The sequence below is a fragment of the Caldivirga sp. UBA161 genome (genome assembly GCF_002506515.1).
Taxonomy (GTDB): Archaea; Thermoproteota; Thermoprotei; order Thermoproteales; family Thermocladiaceae; genus Caldivirga.
The window spans coordinates 1-13,336 of record NZ_DAXS01000049.1 but is presented as its reverse complement, the minus strand read 5'-3'; the positions used below and the strand labels follow the sequence as shown (position 1 = coordinate 13,336).

The following is a 13,336-nucleotide window of genomic DNA, read 5'->3' as shown; positions in this document are numbered from 1 at the left end:
TTAGCCTAGGGCAATGCATGACTCATTGCCTATTAGGCTCACCACACTAACTCCAACAATATCCCACATTGAAGATTAAAACCCACCCTAAACTGGCTTAGAGGCATCCTGCTTCCTTGCCTCACCTTGCCCCTTGGAACACCATTACAGCGCATAGCCTTAAGGGATAGTGAATGAGGTTCCGCAAGCCATCAGGCTGGCTCCCAGCCCCAGTAAAAACAGGTTAAAAACCAACGTACCCCGCCTTAAAAGGCGAGAATTTAAGTACGTTATAACCCCAAGATCTCAGGGAACCATCGCCCTTCAGGGTGGGGAAGATCGGTTAAACCTCTCTAATACTCTTTTCACAGCCTCCCTATGTAATGGTGTTTGCCAGGCATTATGTTCACCAATACCTAGTCCTAAATCCTTCCTTAATGGTGGGTGATCAATCCATAGATAGGAGTCCCTCTCAGGTATAACATCAATAAGTAGGTTAAGCTCAACTAACCTATCCATCAATTGCATCCTCTCCCTAGTAAGAAGTGTATCTGGATCATTTACAGCATCTTCAAGCCAATGCCTCTCCTCAGTTGAGAGGGAAGCTATGAAGGCCTCAATCCTCTTGTTATCAATTATCTTACCCACAACAGTACCAATGTTCCACCCAGCCTTATAAAATTCACCTAAAATTAAGGGGTTTCCCCCAGTTAGCCTCCATGCTTCCTCGAATGGTAGTTTATTGCCTGGTATTTGGTTGTAGAGTTGCTTGAAGCCTTCCTTACTCATATTCCACATGGGCATTAAGTCAGCCCACCTATGCCTACCAATCTCACGCCTAGACAAACCTTCACTGGTTGCGGCTACAGTGATTATTACATCATAATCCCTTGGCGGGTATTCTATTAGCCCTAACATGCCTTTAACATACATGGCTGCCTTGCTTAATCCTATTGCTGAGAATACGTCATCAACTATTATGGCTACTCTCCTCCTACCAGCCTTAATTAATGATCTAGCTAAGTCAATAAGCAGCCATGTAGCCTTAACCCAAGCCTCATCAGTGGCCTCATGAAGCACTTCATTAAGCCTCCTCCTTACATCCTCAATACCAACCTCAGTTAGGAAAATTCTTTCAATGGGATTAAGGTAAATCACATCAAAACCTAATTCCCTTAATAATTCAACAGACTGCCTCAACCATGCTGTTTTACCACAGCCCTCAGGTCCATAAATTACTTGAACAGGATAAGTACTTTTCTCACTCCACTCCTCAACGCGCCTAAGAGCCAAATCCCTATCTACAAAATCAACCTTTAAATCCCTTGCAAGGCTTAACTTAATTCTCCTCACTATCTAATGCCCATCAGTACTTCTCTTATAGCTTTCCTATGTAGTGGACCTTGCCATGCCACATATCTACCAATCCCTAACTCAGTATTTTTACAGGCTCAATTTAAAACCATGAATCCCCCTTGAACAGGAAGTATGTTATGAAGCCTTCTGTTTCGTAGAATATCCTTGACTGCATATTATTCTTAGTTCAATAATCCTTATTTCCCCTAATTGGCTTCGTATAATTCTACCAGCATTGATGGTTTCTCATCAGTTAGTATCCATGCCTCTTCAAGACATAGCTTATTGCCTGTTATTTACTCACAGAGTTAATTCCCTATAAACAAACTTCACTTCAACATTATCAATAAGCCTCAACTTAACTTTCCTTACACAATATGTTAAGGCAATATATTGTTTAAGTTAATTTCTAAATTACTTAAAACCGTGCACCCTACAGAATACTGATAAGCTAACCATAACTAAGTGCATTGATAGGCTGATGGCTCCTTGTCGTTGATGAGCATTCTGCCCTCACTGGGTTGGCATAATTTACTTAGGTATTGCTTCTGGTTTCAACGCAGGTTGAAGCTCATATACCATTTAGGCTCGCCTCACCCCAGCTCCTAGTCCCTAAATTACCTAGAATACCATAAATGGCGGGGGCTACCCTGATTAGTGAGGCAAGTATGATTCGCTGCTGAGTGATAATACTCCCCTGGTAGCATAAATCAATGCACTTAAAATAGTGATTAACTTAAATTAAGTATTAAACATAGGCTCTTATTCACTTATTCACTCAAATTCTATTGTAGCTGGTGGTTTAGGGGTTACATCAATACCCACGGCATTAATCAATTCATTCTCCATCAGCCTCTCAGCCACGCTCCTCAGTAATGATTCATTGAGCATAGGTACATTAGCCGTCATATAGTCGTCAGTTACCACTGCCCTTATTGCAACGAAGTATCCACCGCTGGGTCTTCTTCTGGCTAGTTCATAAATCACATGAGTTACATTGGTGCCGTAGGTTAACCTATTATATAGGTTAAAGGCATTACTCCAATTACTTAACCTACCCCTAACCAATACTACCCTACCGTATTCCCTTGAATCACCCTTAACGCCAGTACCCTTAATGCCGAATACGTCAACTGCTAGGTTATTATCCATTTCCTTAACCATGCTACTCAGCTCCTCATCAATAACCCTATCATCCTCCCAGGCAGCTGCAAACCATTGACTTAAACCTAAACCACTAAGCTCCTCCTCAACAATCCTAGTCGACCACCTGGTGACCTCAAGCTTCTCCATGGTTAACCTACCCACAGCCCTTATACTTAAGCCAGGACCTGGGAATGGCTGCCTCTCAGTTATTGCACTGGGTATCTTGAGGTATCTTGCAAGTACCCTTACTTGGTCCTTATAAAGATCCTTTAGGGGCTCCAGTAGTTTGAAACCATAAACCTTATCCGTCTCAATACCTAATTGAGCAAGCACATTATGTTGAGTCTTTATACCACCTGTAGTCTCAATCCAATCAGGGGCTATTGTCCCCTGGACAACCCAATCACAGCCATTATCCTTAACCACCCTTGATAAGGTATTATAGAATACGTCCCTAAACGTAAGCCTCTTCTCCTCGGCATCAGTTAAGTTAATCATAGCCCTATAGAACTCATCCTTAACATCAATAAGCCTAATCGGTAGTAATCCAGTTAAACTACTGATTATTTCACTGGTTTCATTAAGCCTCAGGAATCCTGTATCAAAGAGTACTGGAATTAACCTATCACCAAGGGCTAACTTAGTAACCATGGCGCTAGTGGTACTATCCACACCACCACTCACGGCAGCAACGGCGCAATTCACGCCTAGTTTACTTATCTCCCTTGTAATGGTTCTTATGAAATCCTCAGGGGTGAACATAAGCCTACTTTGCCTACTGTGATTTAAACATTACGTTAAAATGTGCGGTATTTTATTAATTTATTCAAATAAATAACATAATGAATCAAGGAACTTAATTTAGGAGCATAACTCGGCGAAATTCCTTAAGATAACGCCACCAAACTCAGTGTGCTTAACCTCAGGGTGGAATTGAACACTATACCTACCTATCCTTGGATTAGCCATGGCTTGAACCCTAACTAAGTCGCTATGGGCAAGCACCATGAAGCCATCCGGCTCCTTATCAACACTTACATTATGACTCTCCCAGGCAGTGAACTCTGCCCCCACACCCCTTAGTATCGTATCCTCATCATCAATACGTACCCTAACACCCCCAAATTCAGGTGTTTTATTACCTAGCATGCCGCCAAATTCATATGCAATTAATTGATGCCCCAGGCATATGCCTAAAATTGGTCCTGGGAATTCTAGGACGTATTTAGGTGCGTTACCTAACTTGGGTATATCAATTGGGATATTCCATGATCCGCCACTGATTATTAGGCAGTTGAATTCCCTTGAAAGTGAATGCAGTGGTTCATTGGGGTTAATGAGTTTGGCTTGGAAGCCCAGGTCCTCTAGTCTACGTTTAATCAAGTGATTATATTGGCCGCCAAAATTAACAACACCTATTACATTCATTTTAACACTAATAACATCAATTAGGATTTTAAACTTAACGCTGAGTTGGAGCAATGGGCTGTGTGGTTATTTTCTCCTTAACCATTGATAAAACCTGCTCAGGCCTATTGTAGTATAGCTCCACCATCCTTGCCACCTTATCGAACTCCTTAATACCGTTGTCAATCATCCACCTAACTATGGATGCCCTAATCCTAATATCCTCAATGACATCACTTGGCTTAACACCCCTCTCCTCCGCAATATCCCTAACTAACATGCTTTTATCAAGGTATGATTCATGCTTATCAAGTGCTGGATTCCACTTAAATACTGTTATGAACTTAATATCACCATTATCCAGTACGGGTTCCCCTATTTCAACAACCCTCCTCACAACCCTTTCGCGGCCATCCTTAATCATCCTTATTCTCCTAATCATTACGAAAATGTTCATTGAGGGTATGTAGGCTGCGGGTATATTCATTGGTGGGCTCATTAACCTGTTCCTGGCTGCATCAAAGTTCTCAGCATGCATAGTGGATATGCCACCGTGGCCTGTGGAAACTGCCTGGAAAAGTACATAAGCCTCCTCACCCCTAACCTCACCCACTATTAGGTAGTCAGGCCTCATCCTTAGGGTTGCCTTAACTAGGTCAAACATGGTTATTTCAGAGGTCTTCTGGGGGCCGAAGGAGAGCCTTGGGACAAGCCTAATCCAATTCTGGTGGGGTAATTTAATTTCAGGTACCTCCTCAACAGTTATTATCTTCATGTTAGGCCTAATGAAGGTTGCCATTGCGTTTAGGAACGTTGTCTTACCAGCACCAGTAACTCCTATTACCATGAATGACTTATGGTAATCCATCATTGTCCAGAAGTAGCCAGCTATTTCAGGACTAATCATACCATTAGTGACCAGTTCAGTGAATGTGAATGGGCTTGACCTAAACTTCCTTATTGTGAATGTTGAGCCGCTGGGTGAGACTTCACGCCTATAGGTTACTGCAATCCTTGAACCATCTGGAAGCTGGGCATCAACTATCGGTGTTGCTACTGATACATGCCTATCAGCCATGTGTATCAGCTTAACAACTAAGTCATCAATAGCCTCATCACTAAGGGGCACTATGTTAGTTGGTATGCTTTCATAGTCCTTATGATAAACATATATCGGTTTCCCAACTCCATCAGCCGAAATATCCTCAATATTCTCATCCCTCATGAGGGGGTCAATTGGGCCAAAACCCAATAAATCACGTTCAAGGTAGTAGGCTAACGTTGATTGAGAACTGGGAGATAGTTTAAGGTACCTCCTGTACTTACGTATAAGCTCCCTAACCTTATTAGCTAGGAACTGCCTGATGGAATTAGTATCACCTATCTTCTCAGGTGGGGGTAATTCACTCATTATTACCCTCAGTAAATTACCGTAAACCCTCTTCTCACTTGTGGTTAAGGTAACCTCATCAACATAATACATTATCGAACCAGTCTCAGTATTCTCCATTATGTTAACGTAGGCGTATGGTTCATTAACTGGGTATCTTTCAATCAACCTATACTGCCCCTTAATATCAATCATTCTCTCAAAACCCAAGCTAATACTAGACATACTGCATCTAATACCCTATAAGGGAGTATTAATATTTTACTACTATTACCCTAACATTACAGTAAGGGCACCAATTCAATGCACCTATAGCTATTACACATATTAATCCCATAGATACTTACCTGATTTATAACGTACATTAAAACTTTGCATTAATAGTGGAGGCGGTGCTGAATGGCGGCAATCTCCTGCCTCCTGCTGGTAGGAACCAGCTTAGCCAAACCTATGGAATCCCGGGAAAGCATATTGATGCTTAATAACCTAGTGGGGTTAATTATTAATGCAGGCCTTGAAGCTATGTTTAATTCATGCTTTATTGAATTTAAGATTTTTGCAAAGCTACTTTGAAGAATGCAGCGGTATGGGGACTTAACCGGCATTAAACATTACCTTAAAGTGAAATCTAAGGCCTTTGAATAAGTCAATAATCAGGGTTATGTGAGGATAATTTTATTAACTAAGCTTAAGTCAAGCCAATGAATTCAAGAATGCCTAGAGAGGGTGTTAGGGTTAGGCTACTTGCAGTAACGACATCAGTAGTATCACTGTTAGCTAGCCTAGTTTTCTCACTGCTTGTTACTAGGAAGCTTGCAACATTCTCACTGGGTGTACTTAATGTTGTTAATGGTGCTGTAATAATGGGTCTTATAATTCAGACAATAGTGTCATTTATGGCTACTAGGGCCACTGCTAGGGATGGTAAGCCAAGCACGTATATGATGACCTTATACTTAATGTCAGGCTTACTGGGTTCCGTAATAGCGTTACTTTACATTACAGGGGTCTCCTGGAGGTTTAGGCAAATATACATTGAGGTAGCCTACTTAACGGTGGCATCCACCTTCGCCAGTTATCTGCAGGGTTACGTAAACAGTATACTAACTGTTGTTGATAGGGTTAGGCTTCAGGGGGTGGGCTTAGTTGCATCCATCATTAAACTACTCTCAATAGTCTACATAATGTACAGCGGATGGAGCCTATTCTCTGTCTTAGTATCCTCAATAATAATAACTCTATCAGCGGCAGCCTACGGCTTAACAACAGTGTTAACGAGGCTAAGTAGGATTGGGTCATTGGGTAGGTACTTTAAGGAAACTATTGCCGCATCATGGGTACCATTGATTGGTTATGGTGCAGGGAATTTAAGGAGCATGGACTCAATGATAATAGGCTACGTGGGTGGCATCCTGGATAATGCAATGTGGCAGGTACTTAATGTTCAAGGTAAGGCTCTTGGATTAGCCACAGGCATAATTAACGTCACATACGGTGAATTACTGAGCGGTAAGGATCTTGAGAGGAGGTTTTACATTGACTTACTAATCCTACTCAACATAACCATTATGGTGGCCCTCTTCCTAATATTCTATGAACCATACATAGTCTACTTCCTAAGGCCCCAGGACTACTCATTCATACAGTACTTGAGGATTCCAGTTATTCTACTCACAGCCTCAACTATTACTTCAATAATTAACCAATACTACTCATGGATTATGCAGGGAATAGATAGAGTGGATTTTAATGGTGAAGTAACGTTCAAGACATATGTAGGTAGCTTAGTCTTCCACGCCCACTTCGCTGAATTCATACTAACAATAGCTTACTTAACCTCAATATACCCACTAATACTCTTGGCAGAATCGGTTAAGTTGCCTTCACCGGTAATAAGTGGTGTATTATTGGCCTCAATATTAGCGACACTCATTAGCCTAATGTACAGGTTCATTCACCTTGAATCTAGGCGTAGGCTTAAGGTGCCTGTGAAGTCAATAATCCTTGATATAATTACCCCAGCATTATTAGCAGCCTTATTAACTTACCTAGAGTCAACAATAATACTTACTAAATACCCACCCGTTAAGGGTGCTGTTGGTGAATTAATTAGAATTACAATTGGTGCAGTTTTAACGATGGTAACATACTTGGCAGTATCATTAGCTGTGTCTGGGGGTATTAGGCGCCTCTTTAAGGAGTTATTGACTTATATTGTTAAATCAGGTTTAAGCACAGTAAACCACCTAAGCCCTGGTTAGATGAATTATTAACCCAGCTATAAGTGCAGCTTGCGTTGAGGTTTTAGTGTTTTTGGAGGAAAGCTTTTTAAGGAGCTTAAAAAGCTTTAAAAGGATTAGGATGCCGAAGGAACCCGTATACAGAATTGAGAATATAGTGGCGACTGTGAACCTGGGTGTTGATCTGGACCTAGAAAGGCTTGCAGAAGTTCTGCCTGCCGCTGAGTATAATCCTGATCAATTCCCTGGCTTAATACTAAGATTCCAGAGGCCTAAGATATCGGCCTTAATATTCAGGACGGGTAAGATGGTTTGCACAGGAGCTAAGAGTGAGGAGGAATTGAAGAGGGCTGTTAAGTACCTTGTTAAGACCCTTAATCAACGTGGTGCACAGATACAGAATGATTCAGATATTCAGGTTCAGAACATTGTTGCCTCAGGTAATTTGCACGCTGAGGTTAATATTGAGAAGGCTGCGCTACTCCTTGAGAACTCAATGTATGAGCCTGAGCAGTTCCCGGGGTTAATATATAGGATGAATGACCCTAAGGTTGTTATACTAGTGTTTAGTTCAGGTAAGATAGTTTGCACAGGAGCTAAGAAGGAGGCTGATGTAGCCGTGGCTGTTCGTAAACTTTACGATAAATTAAAGGAGATTAATGCACTATACGTTATTGAGGAGGAGTCTGCATATGAGGAAACGTAAATGATGTGCATTAAAGGTAACACATACATAACATTAAATTGGAGGGATGCCTTCAGTAGGGTACCTGGCCGCAACGTAATATATATGGTTAATGATGCTGAAGCTTATGAGGCCTACCCCGTGGTTAAGGGTAAGAACATACTCCTCACCATTAACGGCTATTTAACTTCAGGTAAGTGGGTTTACGTTAATAGGTTAATAAATGGATCCGAGTGGGTGTTAATTAGGCTTAGTGATCAATCACCAGTACTCCTAAAGGCCCTCAACGTATCCCTGAGGCATAGTAACGTATCCTATATTGTGCAGCCCAACACCTACGTGATGGTTCATGACTACATTGATGGTGAATTCTACGTGGAGCCCATTAGGGATGAGTCATCATCAATACTTCACCTACTTCTTAGGAATTCCAGGATTATTAACTTATACATACCCACTCACGGTAGTATTGATGAACGCTTAATCTATAATATACCTATGGATAATGTTAGGAATGTTGTTTTCGAGGACGTGAATACTGCTATTAGATTTATCACAGTTAATAGGGTATTGTGCAGTGGCGGTAAGGTTAACTGTGAATGCTCCAGTCCAATTGACTGCGCCTTAAACTGCAGGAGTATTGATGTTTCAGTGGATGCATCAGTAAGTTAAGTTACCTCAACGTATTTTAGTTAAGTATAAGTATCATTGAGTAAGCTTTATTAGCGTGTTACCTGGGACTGAGAGAGTGTTAGCTGTATCTAATAAATTAGCGAAAACATTAAGGAGCACTGGGGGGAGGATTAGGAGCATTCTGGGTCCAGGTTGGTTGGTGATGCTTGCTGATGTTGATGCACCAAGCCTATTAACTGCAATGCAGAGTGGCTACTACTTAAGCTACCTAATGATACCATGGCTAATACTACTTACAATACCGCTCTACTTCACTCAGGAATTAACCATTAGGTTAGCGTTGGGTAGTGGTAGGGGTATTGGAGAAATCATTAAGGATAGGTACGGTAAGAGGGCTGCATTATCCTCACTCCTACTTATGATGCTCATTGATGGTGCAGCATACTTAGGTGAATATGCCTCAGTGGCTGCTGTGGGATTAACCTTAGGTATACCTGTAATTGCATCAGTATTAATCATATTGACCCTACACACAATTATAATACTCCTTAGTGGATCATACAGGAGGATTGAGGACATTCTCCTATTACTATCAACATTAATTCTAGTTTACTTAGCCGCATTCATAGTCATTGGCCTTAACCCCACAGCCCTATATGAATCCACTGAACTCATGTTTAACCCAAGCTCATACAGTAACGTTAGTTACATTGGCTTACTGGCCGCTAACATAGGGGCGGCCATAATGCCCTGGATGCTGTACTATCAGTCATCCGCAATAGTGGATAAGGGGCTTAAACCCAGTCACTATACTCATGAGAGGTTTGAGACTGCTGTGGGGGCTGCGATCAGTGAATTACTAATGGTTGCCGGCGCCTTAATTGGCTATGGGCTTAGGATTAAGGGCGGCTCCGTTGATGGTTTCCTAAATACCCTGAGGTCAATAAGATTGATTATGGGTAATTACTGGTTCTACGCGGCGTCAGTGGGGTTAATTGCAGCAGCCACATTGGCGGTATTCGTAATAAGCATGGGCTTCGCCTATGGGTTGGGTGAATACTTAGGTGAACCCAGTGGTTTTAGGTATAGGTTTAGGAATGCTAAGGTCTTCTACTTATTCTACTTAATCGAAGTTATCCCAGCCGCATTATTAGTCTTACTGTCGAGGAATCTGGCTAACACAATAATTGACATAATGATATTTAACTCAATAGCCCTCTCAGTACCATTAATACTACTGATAAGGTTGACATCAGACCGTAGGCTAGTGGGCTCTTATGCAATAGGTAGGGTTAGGGCTCTTGCATTATACGCCACCGCAATACTAATACTGGTGCTTGGCGTTTACGCAGCTGTATCATCCCTTTAACAGCATTGTGGATTAATGGACTTAGCCCTATCCAGTATTTGCCTAATAGCCTCCTTAACCCTACCCTTAACCTCCTCTTCACTACTGCCTGAGGCTGATACCTCAACCTCCACCACAGGCTTATCAATCTCAATACCCTTAGGGTGGCTCTTCACGTAAACTAAACCGGCGTTAAGCCTCATAACATCATTAACCACGGGCGCTAGGGCACTCTCCATAATCCCCCTCACCACCACCGACTCCTCATAATAATACCTACCTGGAACCCTTAACTGCGGTAGGACTTCATCAAGTATTGCCTCCATTTCAGCAGGCACACCTGGTAGGGTGAGTATCCTTCTTCCAGCGTACTCAATGTAGACTCCTGGAGCAGTACCCACTGGGTTAGGCAGTGGTTTAGCTCCCTTAGGCATGTAAGCCATTTTAATCCTCTCCCTAGTTAACTCAACCCCAAGCTTATCATACTTACTCTTAACCATACTGTACGCCTCCTGGTTTAACTCAAGCTCTAGGTTAAGTGCCTTGGCTAAGGCTTCAACGGTCTTATCATCGAAGGTTGGCCCAAGGCCTCCTGTTGATACTATTAAATCAGCCCTACTTAAGCCATCCCTAAAGGCCCACACTATTTCATCAATTTCATCAGGTACAACAACCATTCTAATGACATCATAGCCAGCATACGTGAGTACCCTGCCGATATGGGCTGCGTTAGTGTTTATTGTCCTACCCTTAAGTATCTCATTACCTATGGTTATTACGTAAGCCCTCATAGTTCCAGGAGGCTAACAAGTGGGTATTAAGGATTCCTCATGAGTAATCAAGTTAACTCAGTGAAATACCTATTGGGCGCGAAACGCTTATTAATGGCAGGTGGAGTAAGCCTTGATCCTCATGGAATAGTGATTAATGCTGAGGGATTAGGTAAGACGTATGATGGTGTTAAGTGGGCTTTAAGGAACGCTGACTTAAGCGTTAATCGAGGTAAGGTAGTTACCTTACTTGGCCCTAATGGTGCAGGTAAGACAACGCTAGTTAGAATACTTACCACTGAACTTGAACCCAGTACTGGTAAGTTAATTATACTTGGGGAGGATGCCTTAAGGAATCCTGAGAGGGTTAGGCCTAGGATAGCCTCCATACCTCAGGAGGCTAAGCCAATATACTTTGTGACGCCTTATGAATTAGTCTTCTCATACCTAGTCTTTAGAGGCTTCTCAATAAGTGACGCTAAGGCCGAGGCCAGGAGGGCACTTGAGGAACTTGGCTTGTGGGGTGTTAGGAATAAGATAATGAATAACCTATCCGGTGGGTATAAGCGAAGGGCCCTAGTTGCCATGGCCCTCGCCAGTAATGCTGAGTTAGTTTTCATGGATGAGCCAACCACTGGGCTTGATGTATTCAGTAGGAGGAGCGTGTGGGATGCCTTAGCTAGGCTTAAGGGTAATTCAACCGTCATACTGACTACGCACTACATTGAGGAGGCTGAATTCCTAAGTGATGAAGTAATAATAATGAATAATGGATTAGTGGTGAGTAGGGGCACTGTTAGTGAATTATTAAGTAAGGTTAATGGTGAGTACGTTGTTGAGGTTTACGGCATTAGTAAGCCAATATTCGAGGGCTACAGTTACGTTAAGTTAAACAACAGGTACCTAGTCTACGTGGACACTAGTGAGGATTCATCATTAATAGCCAGTGAGTGTGCTAAAATAGGTGGGAAGGCATTAATGAGGAGGAAGACCCTTGAGGACGTTGTGATTAGGCTAATTGGGGGGTGGTATAGTGATGAGCCTACAGGGGATTTGGACTCAAGTTAAGTCAGTAATCGTCTTCGCCTGGTTCTACGGATGGCTGGCAGTCATTAGGGAGCCCTTCTGGTTAGTCTCCTCCCTCCTTAATCCATTATCCATAGTAGTAATAATGACTATATTCGGTGGAGTACGCTACATGAGCTTTGGGTTACTGGGTGGCTTAGCCATGGCTGTTAGCTCAAGTGGTGGATTCACAATAATAGGTGATGCAGCCTACCTGAGGCTTGAGTTAAAGTACCAGTCAATGCTGATAAACACCAGGCTTAACCCAATATCCTACACCCTCGGCCTAGCATTATCTGAATTAACCTACGCCCTACCAGGCCTAGCAGTATTCATTATACTGATACAGTTAATCATGCGTATTCCAGCATCCCTATACCTCATAATAATCCCAATACTGGCTCTTGAATGGGTTGCAGCAAGCATGCTTGGCTTCACGTTATCCACACTAATGAATGACGTTAGGTATGGTTGGTCCCTCTCAGGCATATTAGGCTTCCTACTGGGCACACTACCACCAGTCTTCTACCCAGCCTACCTACTACCCACACCCTACATTGCCCTAGTATCCCCAGTTAGCATAGTGTCCACGGTATTACAGTACATTATACTGAAGGCTAATTACCCACAGGAGTTAATTAAGTTAAGCGTAATCGTGCTACTGGCTGAGACCGTAATCTTCACAATACTTGCACTACGTAAATCCAGGTGGAGGAGCATTTACTAGGGGCTCACCGTAATGTCTTGGCGTAGAGGGCTATTAGGACTAAATTTATTGAAATATTTATGAAGAAGAGCATGTAAAGCATCATAATGAATGTTAAACCAAGAGCCACCATGCTTAAGTAAGCTAGGTAAATGTTAATGAGTAAATCCACTGCTAAGGTTAGTAGCATTATCTTCTGAGCCAACATGGGTTCAATATTAACTATAACGTAGATTAATTTAACCAGCGCAAATATTATAGCCATCACGAACATTAGCATTGGTATTGCAATGTAGGGGAGGGTTAATGCATTAATACCGTACAGGTACATTACCGCAACCACCATAGCCGTCTCAATCACCCTAACCACAGCCAACAACACATTAGGCTTAAGCATTAATGAACATTAAGGCAACCCCTTTTTAAACATGAAGCCCCATAGCCGCAGTACAATCTATATCTTGCAAATACCTAAACAAACACCGCATTACAATTCAATGCACCCTAAGCAAAGAATCCACATAACATGAACAATCATATTAAAAATCGAGAAAAGTAAAAAAGAAATTATATTTAAGTTCGTTTAAATCAAAAACATACCATTATCTCCT

The 13,336-nt window shown here is 42.1% G+C and carries 12 protein-coding genes; 6 read left to right on the top strand and 6 right to left on the bottom strand.

Going from position 1 to position 13,336, the window contains the following annotated elements; genetic code table 11:
• Positions 1–303: 303 nt before the first annotated feature.
• The 4 genes from BP896_RS05445 to BP896_RS05430 all read right to left on the bottom strand — a co-directional run bounded on the left by BP896_RS05445 (position 304) and on the right by BP896_RS05430 (position 5,503).
• Positions 304–1,332, bottom strand: coding sequence for an ATP-binding protein (locus BP896_RS05445; protein WP_291766541.1), 1,029 nt, complete (start codon positions 1,330–1,332; stop codon positions 304–306).
• A 777-nt stretch (positions 1,333–2,109) separates the two neighbouring features.
• Complete coding sequence (locus BP896_RS05440; RefSeq protein ID WP_291766539.1) at positions 2,110–3,243, bottom strand: GMP synthase; 1,134 nt, start codon at positions 3,241–3,243, stop codon at positions 2,110–2,112.
• Between the two features lie 99 nt (positions 3,244–3,342).
• Positions 3,343–3,909, bottom strand: a complete 567-nt coding sequence (locus BP896_RS05435) for a GMP synthase subunit A (RefSeq protein ID WP_291766538.1) — start codon at positions 3,907–3,909, stop codon at positions 3,343–3,345.
• A 34-nt stretch (positions 3,910–3,943) separates the two neighbouring features.
• Entirely contained in the window at positions 3,944–5,503 is a 1,560-nt protein-coding gene (locus BP896_RS05430; protein ID WP_291766537.1) for a type II/IV secretion system ATPase subunit, read from the bottom strand.
• A gap of 476 nt (positions 5,504–5,979) precedes the next feature.
• Between BP896_RS05430 and BP896_RS05425 the strand changes: the two genes are divergently transcribed.
• The 4 genes from BP896_RS05425 (at position 5,980) to BP896_RS05410 (ending at position 10,205) form a co-directional block, all read left to right on the top strand.
• Positions 5,980–7,539, top strand: coding sequence for a hypothetical protein (locus BP896_RS05425; protein ID WP_291766535.1), 1,560 nt, complete (start codon positions 5,980–5,982; stop codon positions 7,537–7,539).
• Between the two features lie 100 nt (positions 7,540–7,639).
• Positions 7,640–8,224 (top strand): TATA-box-binding protein, encoded by a 585-nt coding sequence (locus BP896_RS05420; RefSeq protein ID WP_291766533.1) that lies wholly within the window; start codon positions 7,640–7,642, stop codon positions 8,222–8,224.
• Complete coding sequence (locus BP896_RS05415; protein WP_291766531.1) at positions 8,225–8,875, top strand: hypothetical protein; 651 nt, start codon at positions 8,225–8,227, stop codon at positions 8,873–8,875.
• Positions 8,876–8,951: 76 nt separating this feature from the next.
• Positions 8,952–10,205 (top strand): NRAMP family divalent metal transporter, encoded by a 1,254-nt coding sequence (locus BP896_RS05410; RefSeq protein ID WP_291766529.1) that lies wholly within the window; start codon positions 8,952–8,954, stop codon positions 10,203–10,205.
• Here BP896_RS05410 and BP896_RS05405 read toward each other — a convergent pair.
• A complete protein-coding gene (locus BP896_RS05405) occupies positions 10,202–10,975 on the bottom strand; it encodes a nicotinamide mononucleotide deamidase-related protein (protein ID WP_291766527.1) in 774 nt (257 codons plus the stop codon). The two genes, BP896_RS05410 and BP896_RS05405, sit on opposite strands and share 4 nt — an antisense overlap.
• Before the next feature lie 39 nt (positions 10,976–11,014).
• Between BP896_RS05405 and BP896_RS05400 the strand changes: the two genes are divergently transcribed.
• Positions 11,015–12,022, top strand: a complete 1,008-nt coding sequence (locus BP896_RS05400; RefSeq protein ID WP_291766525.1) for an ABC transporter ATP-binding protein — start codon at positions 11,015–11,017, stop codon at positions 12,020–12,022.
• A complete protein-coding gene (locus tag BP896_RS05395) occupies positions 11,988–12,746 on the top strand; it encodes an ABC transporter permease (RefSeq protein ID WP_291766523.1) in 759 nt (252 codons plus the stop codon). Before BP896_RS05400 ends, BP896_RS05395 begins: the two co-directional genes overlap by 35 nt.
• A gap of 4 nt (positions 12,747–12,750) precedes the next feature.
• Here BP896_RS05395 and BP896_RS05390 read toward each other — a convergent pair whose 3' ends face one another.
• Positions 12,751–13,122: a hypothetical protein gene (locus BP896_RS05390; RefSeq protein ID WP_291766521.1), complete on the bottom strand. Its 372-nt coding sequence runs from the start codon at positions 13,120–13,122 to the stop codon at positions 12,751–12,753.
• Positions 13,123–13,336: the final 214 nt, after the last annotated feature.

Coding starts and splice junctions, on each gene's coding strand:
- BP896_RS05430 (WP_291766537.1), bottom strand. CDS start 5,503: ATGTCTAGTATTAGCTTGGGTTTTGAGAGAATGATTGATATTAAGGGG.
- BP896_RS05440 (WP_291766539.1), bottom strand. CDS start 3,243: ATGTTCACCCCTGAGGATTTCATAAGAACCATTACAAGGGAGATAAGT.
- BP896_RS05405 (WP_291766527.1), bottom strand. CDS start 10,975: ATGAGGGCTTACGTAATAACCATAGGTAATGAGATACTTAAGGGTAGG.
- BP896_RS05425 (WP_291766535.1), top strand. CDS start 5,980: ATGAATTCAAGAATGCCTAGAGAGGGTGTTAGGGTTAGGCTACTTGCA.
- BP896_RS05400 (WP_291766525.1), top strand. CDS start 11,015: ATGAGTAATCAAGTTAACTCAGTGAAATACCTATTGGGCGCGAAACGC.
- BP896_RS05435 (WP_291766538.1), bottom strand. CDS start 3,909: ATGAATGTAATAGGTGTTGTTAATTTTGGCGGCCAATATAATCACTTG.
- BP896_RS05420 (WP_291766533.1), top strand. CDS start 7,640: ATGCCGAAGGAACCCGTATACAGAATTGAGAATATAGTGGCGACTGTG.
- BP896_RS05390 (WP_291766521.1), bottom strand. CDS start 13,122: ATGCTTAAGCCTAATGTGTTGTTGGCTGTGGTTAGGGTGATTGAGACG.
- BP896_RS05415 (WP_291766531.1), top strand. CDS start 8,225: ATGATGTGCATTAAAGGTAACACATACATAACATTAAATTGGAGGGAT.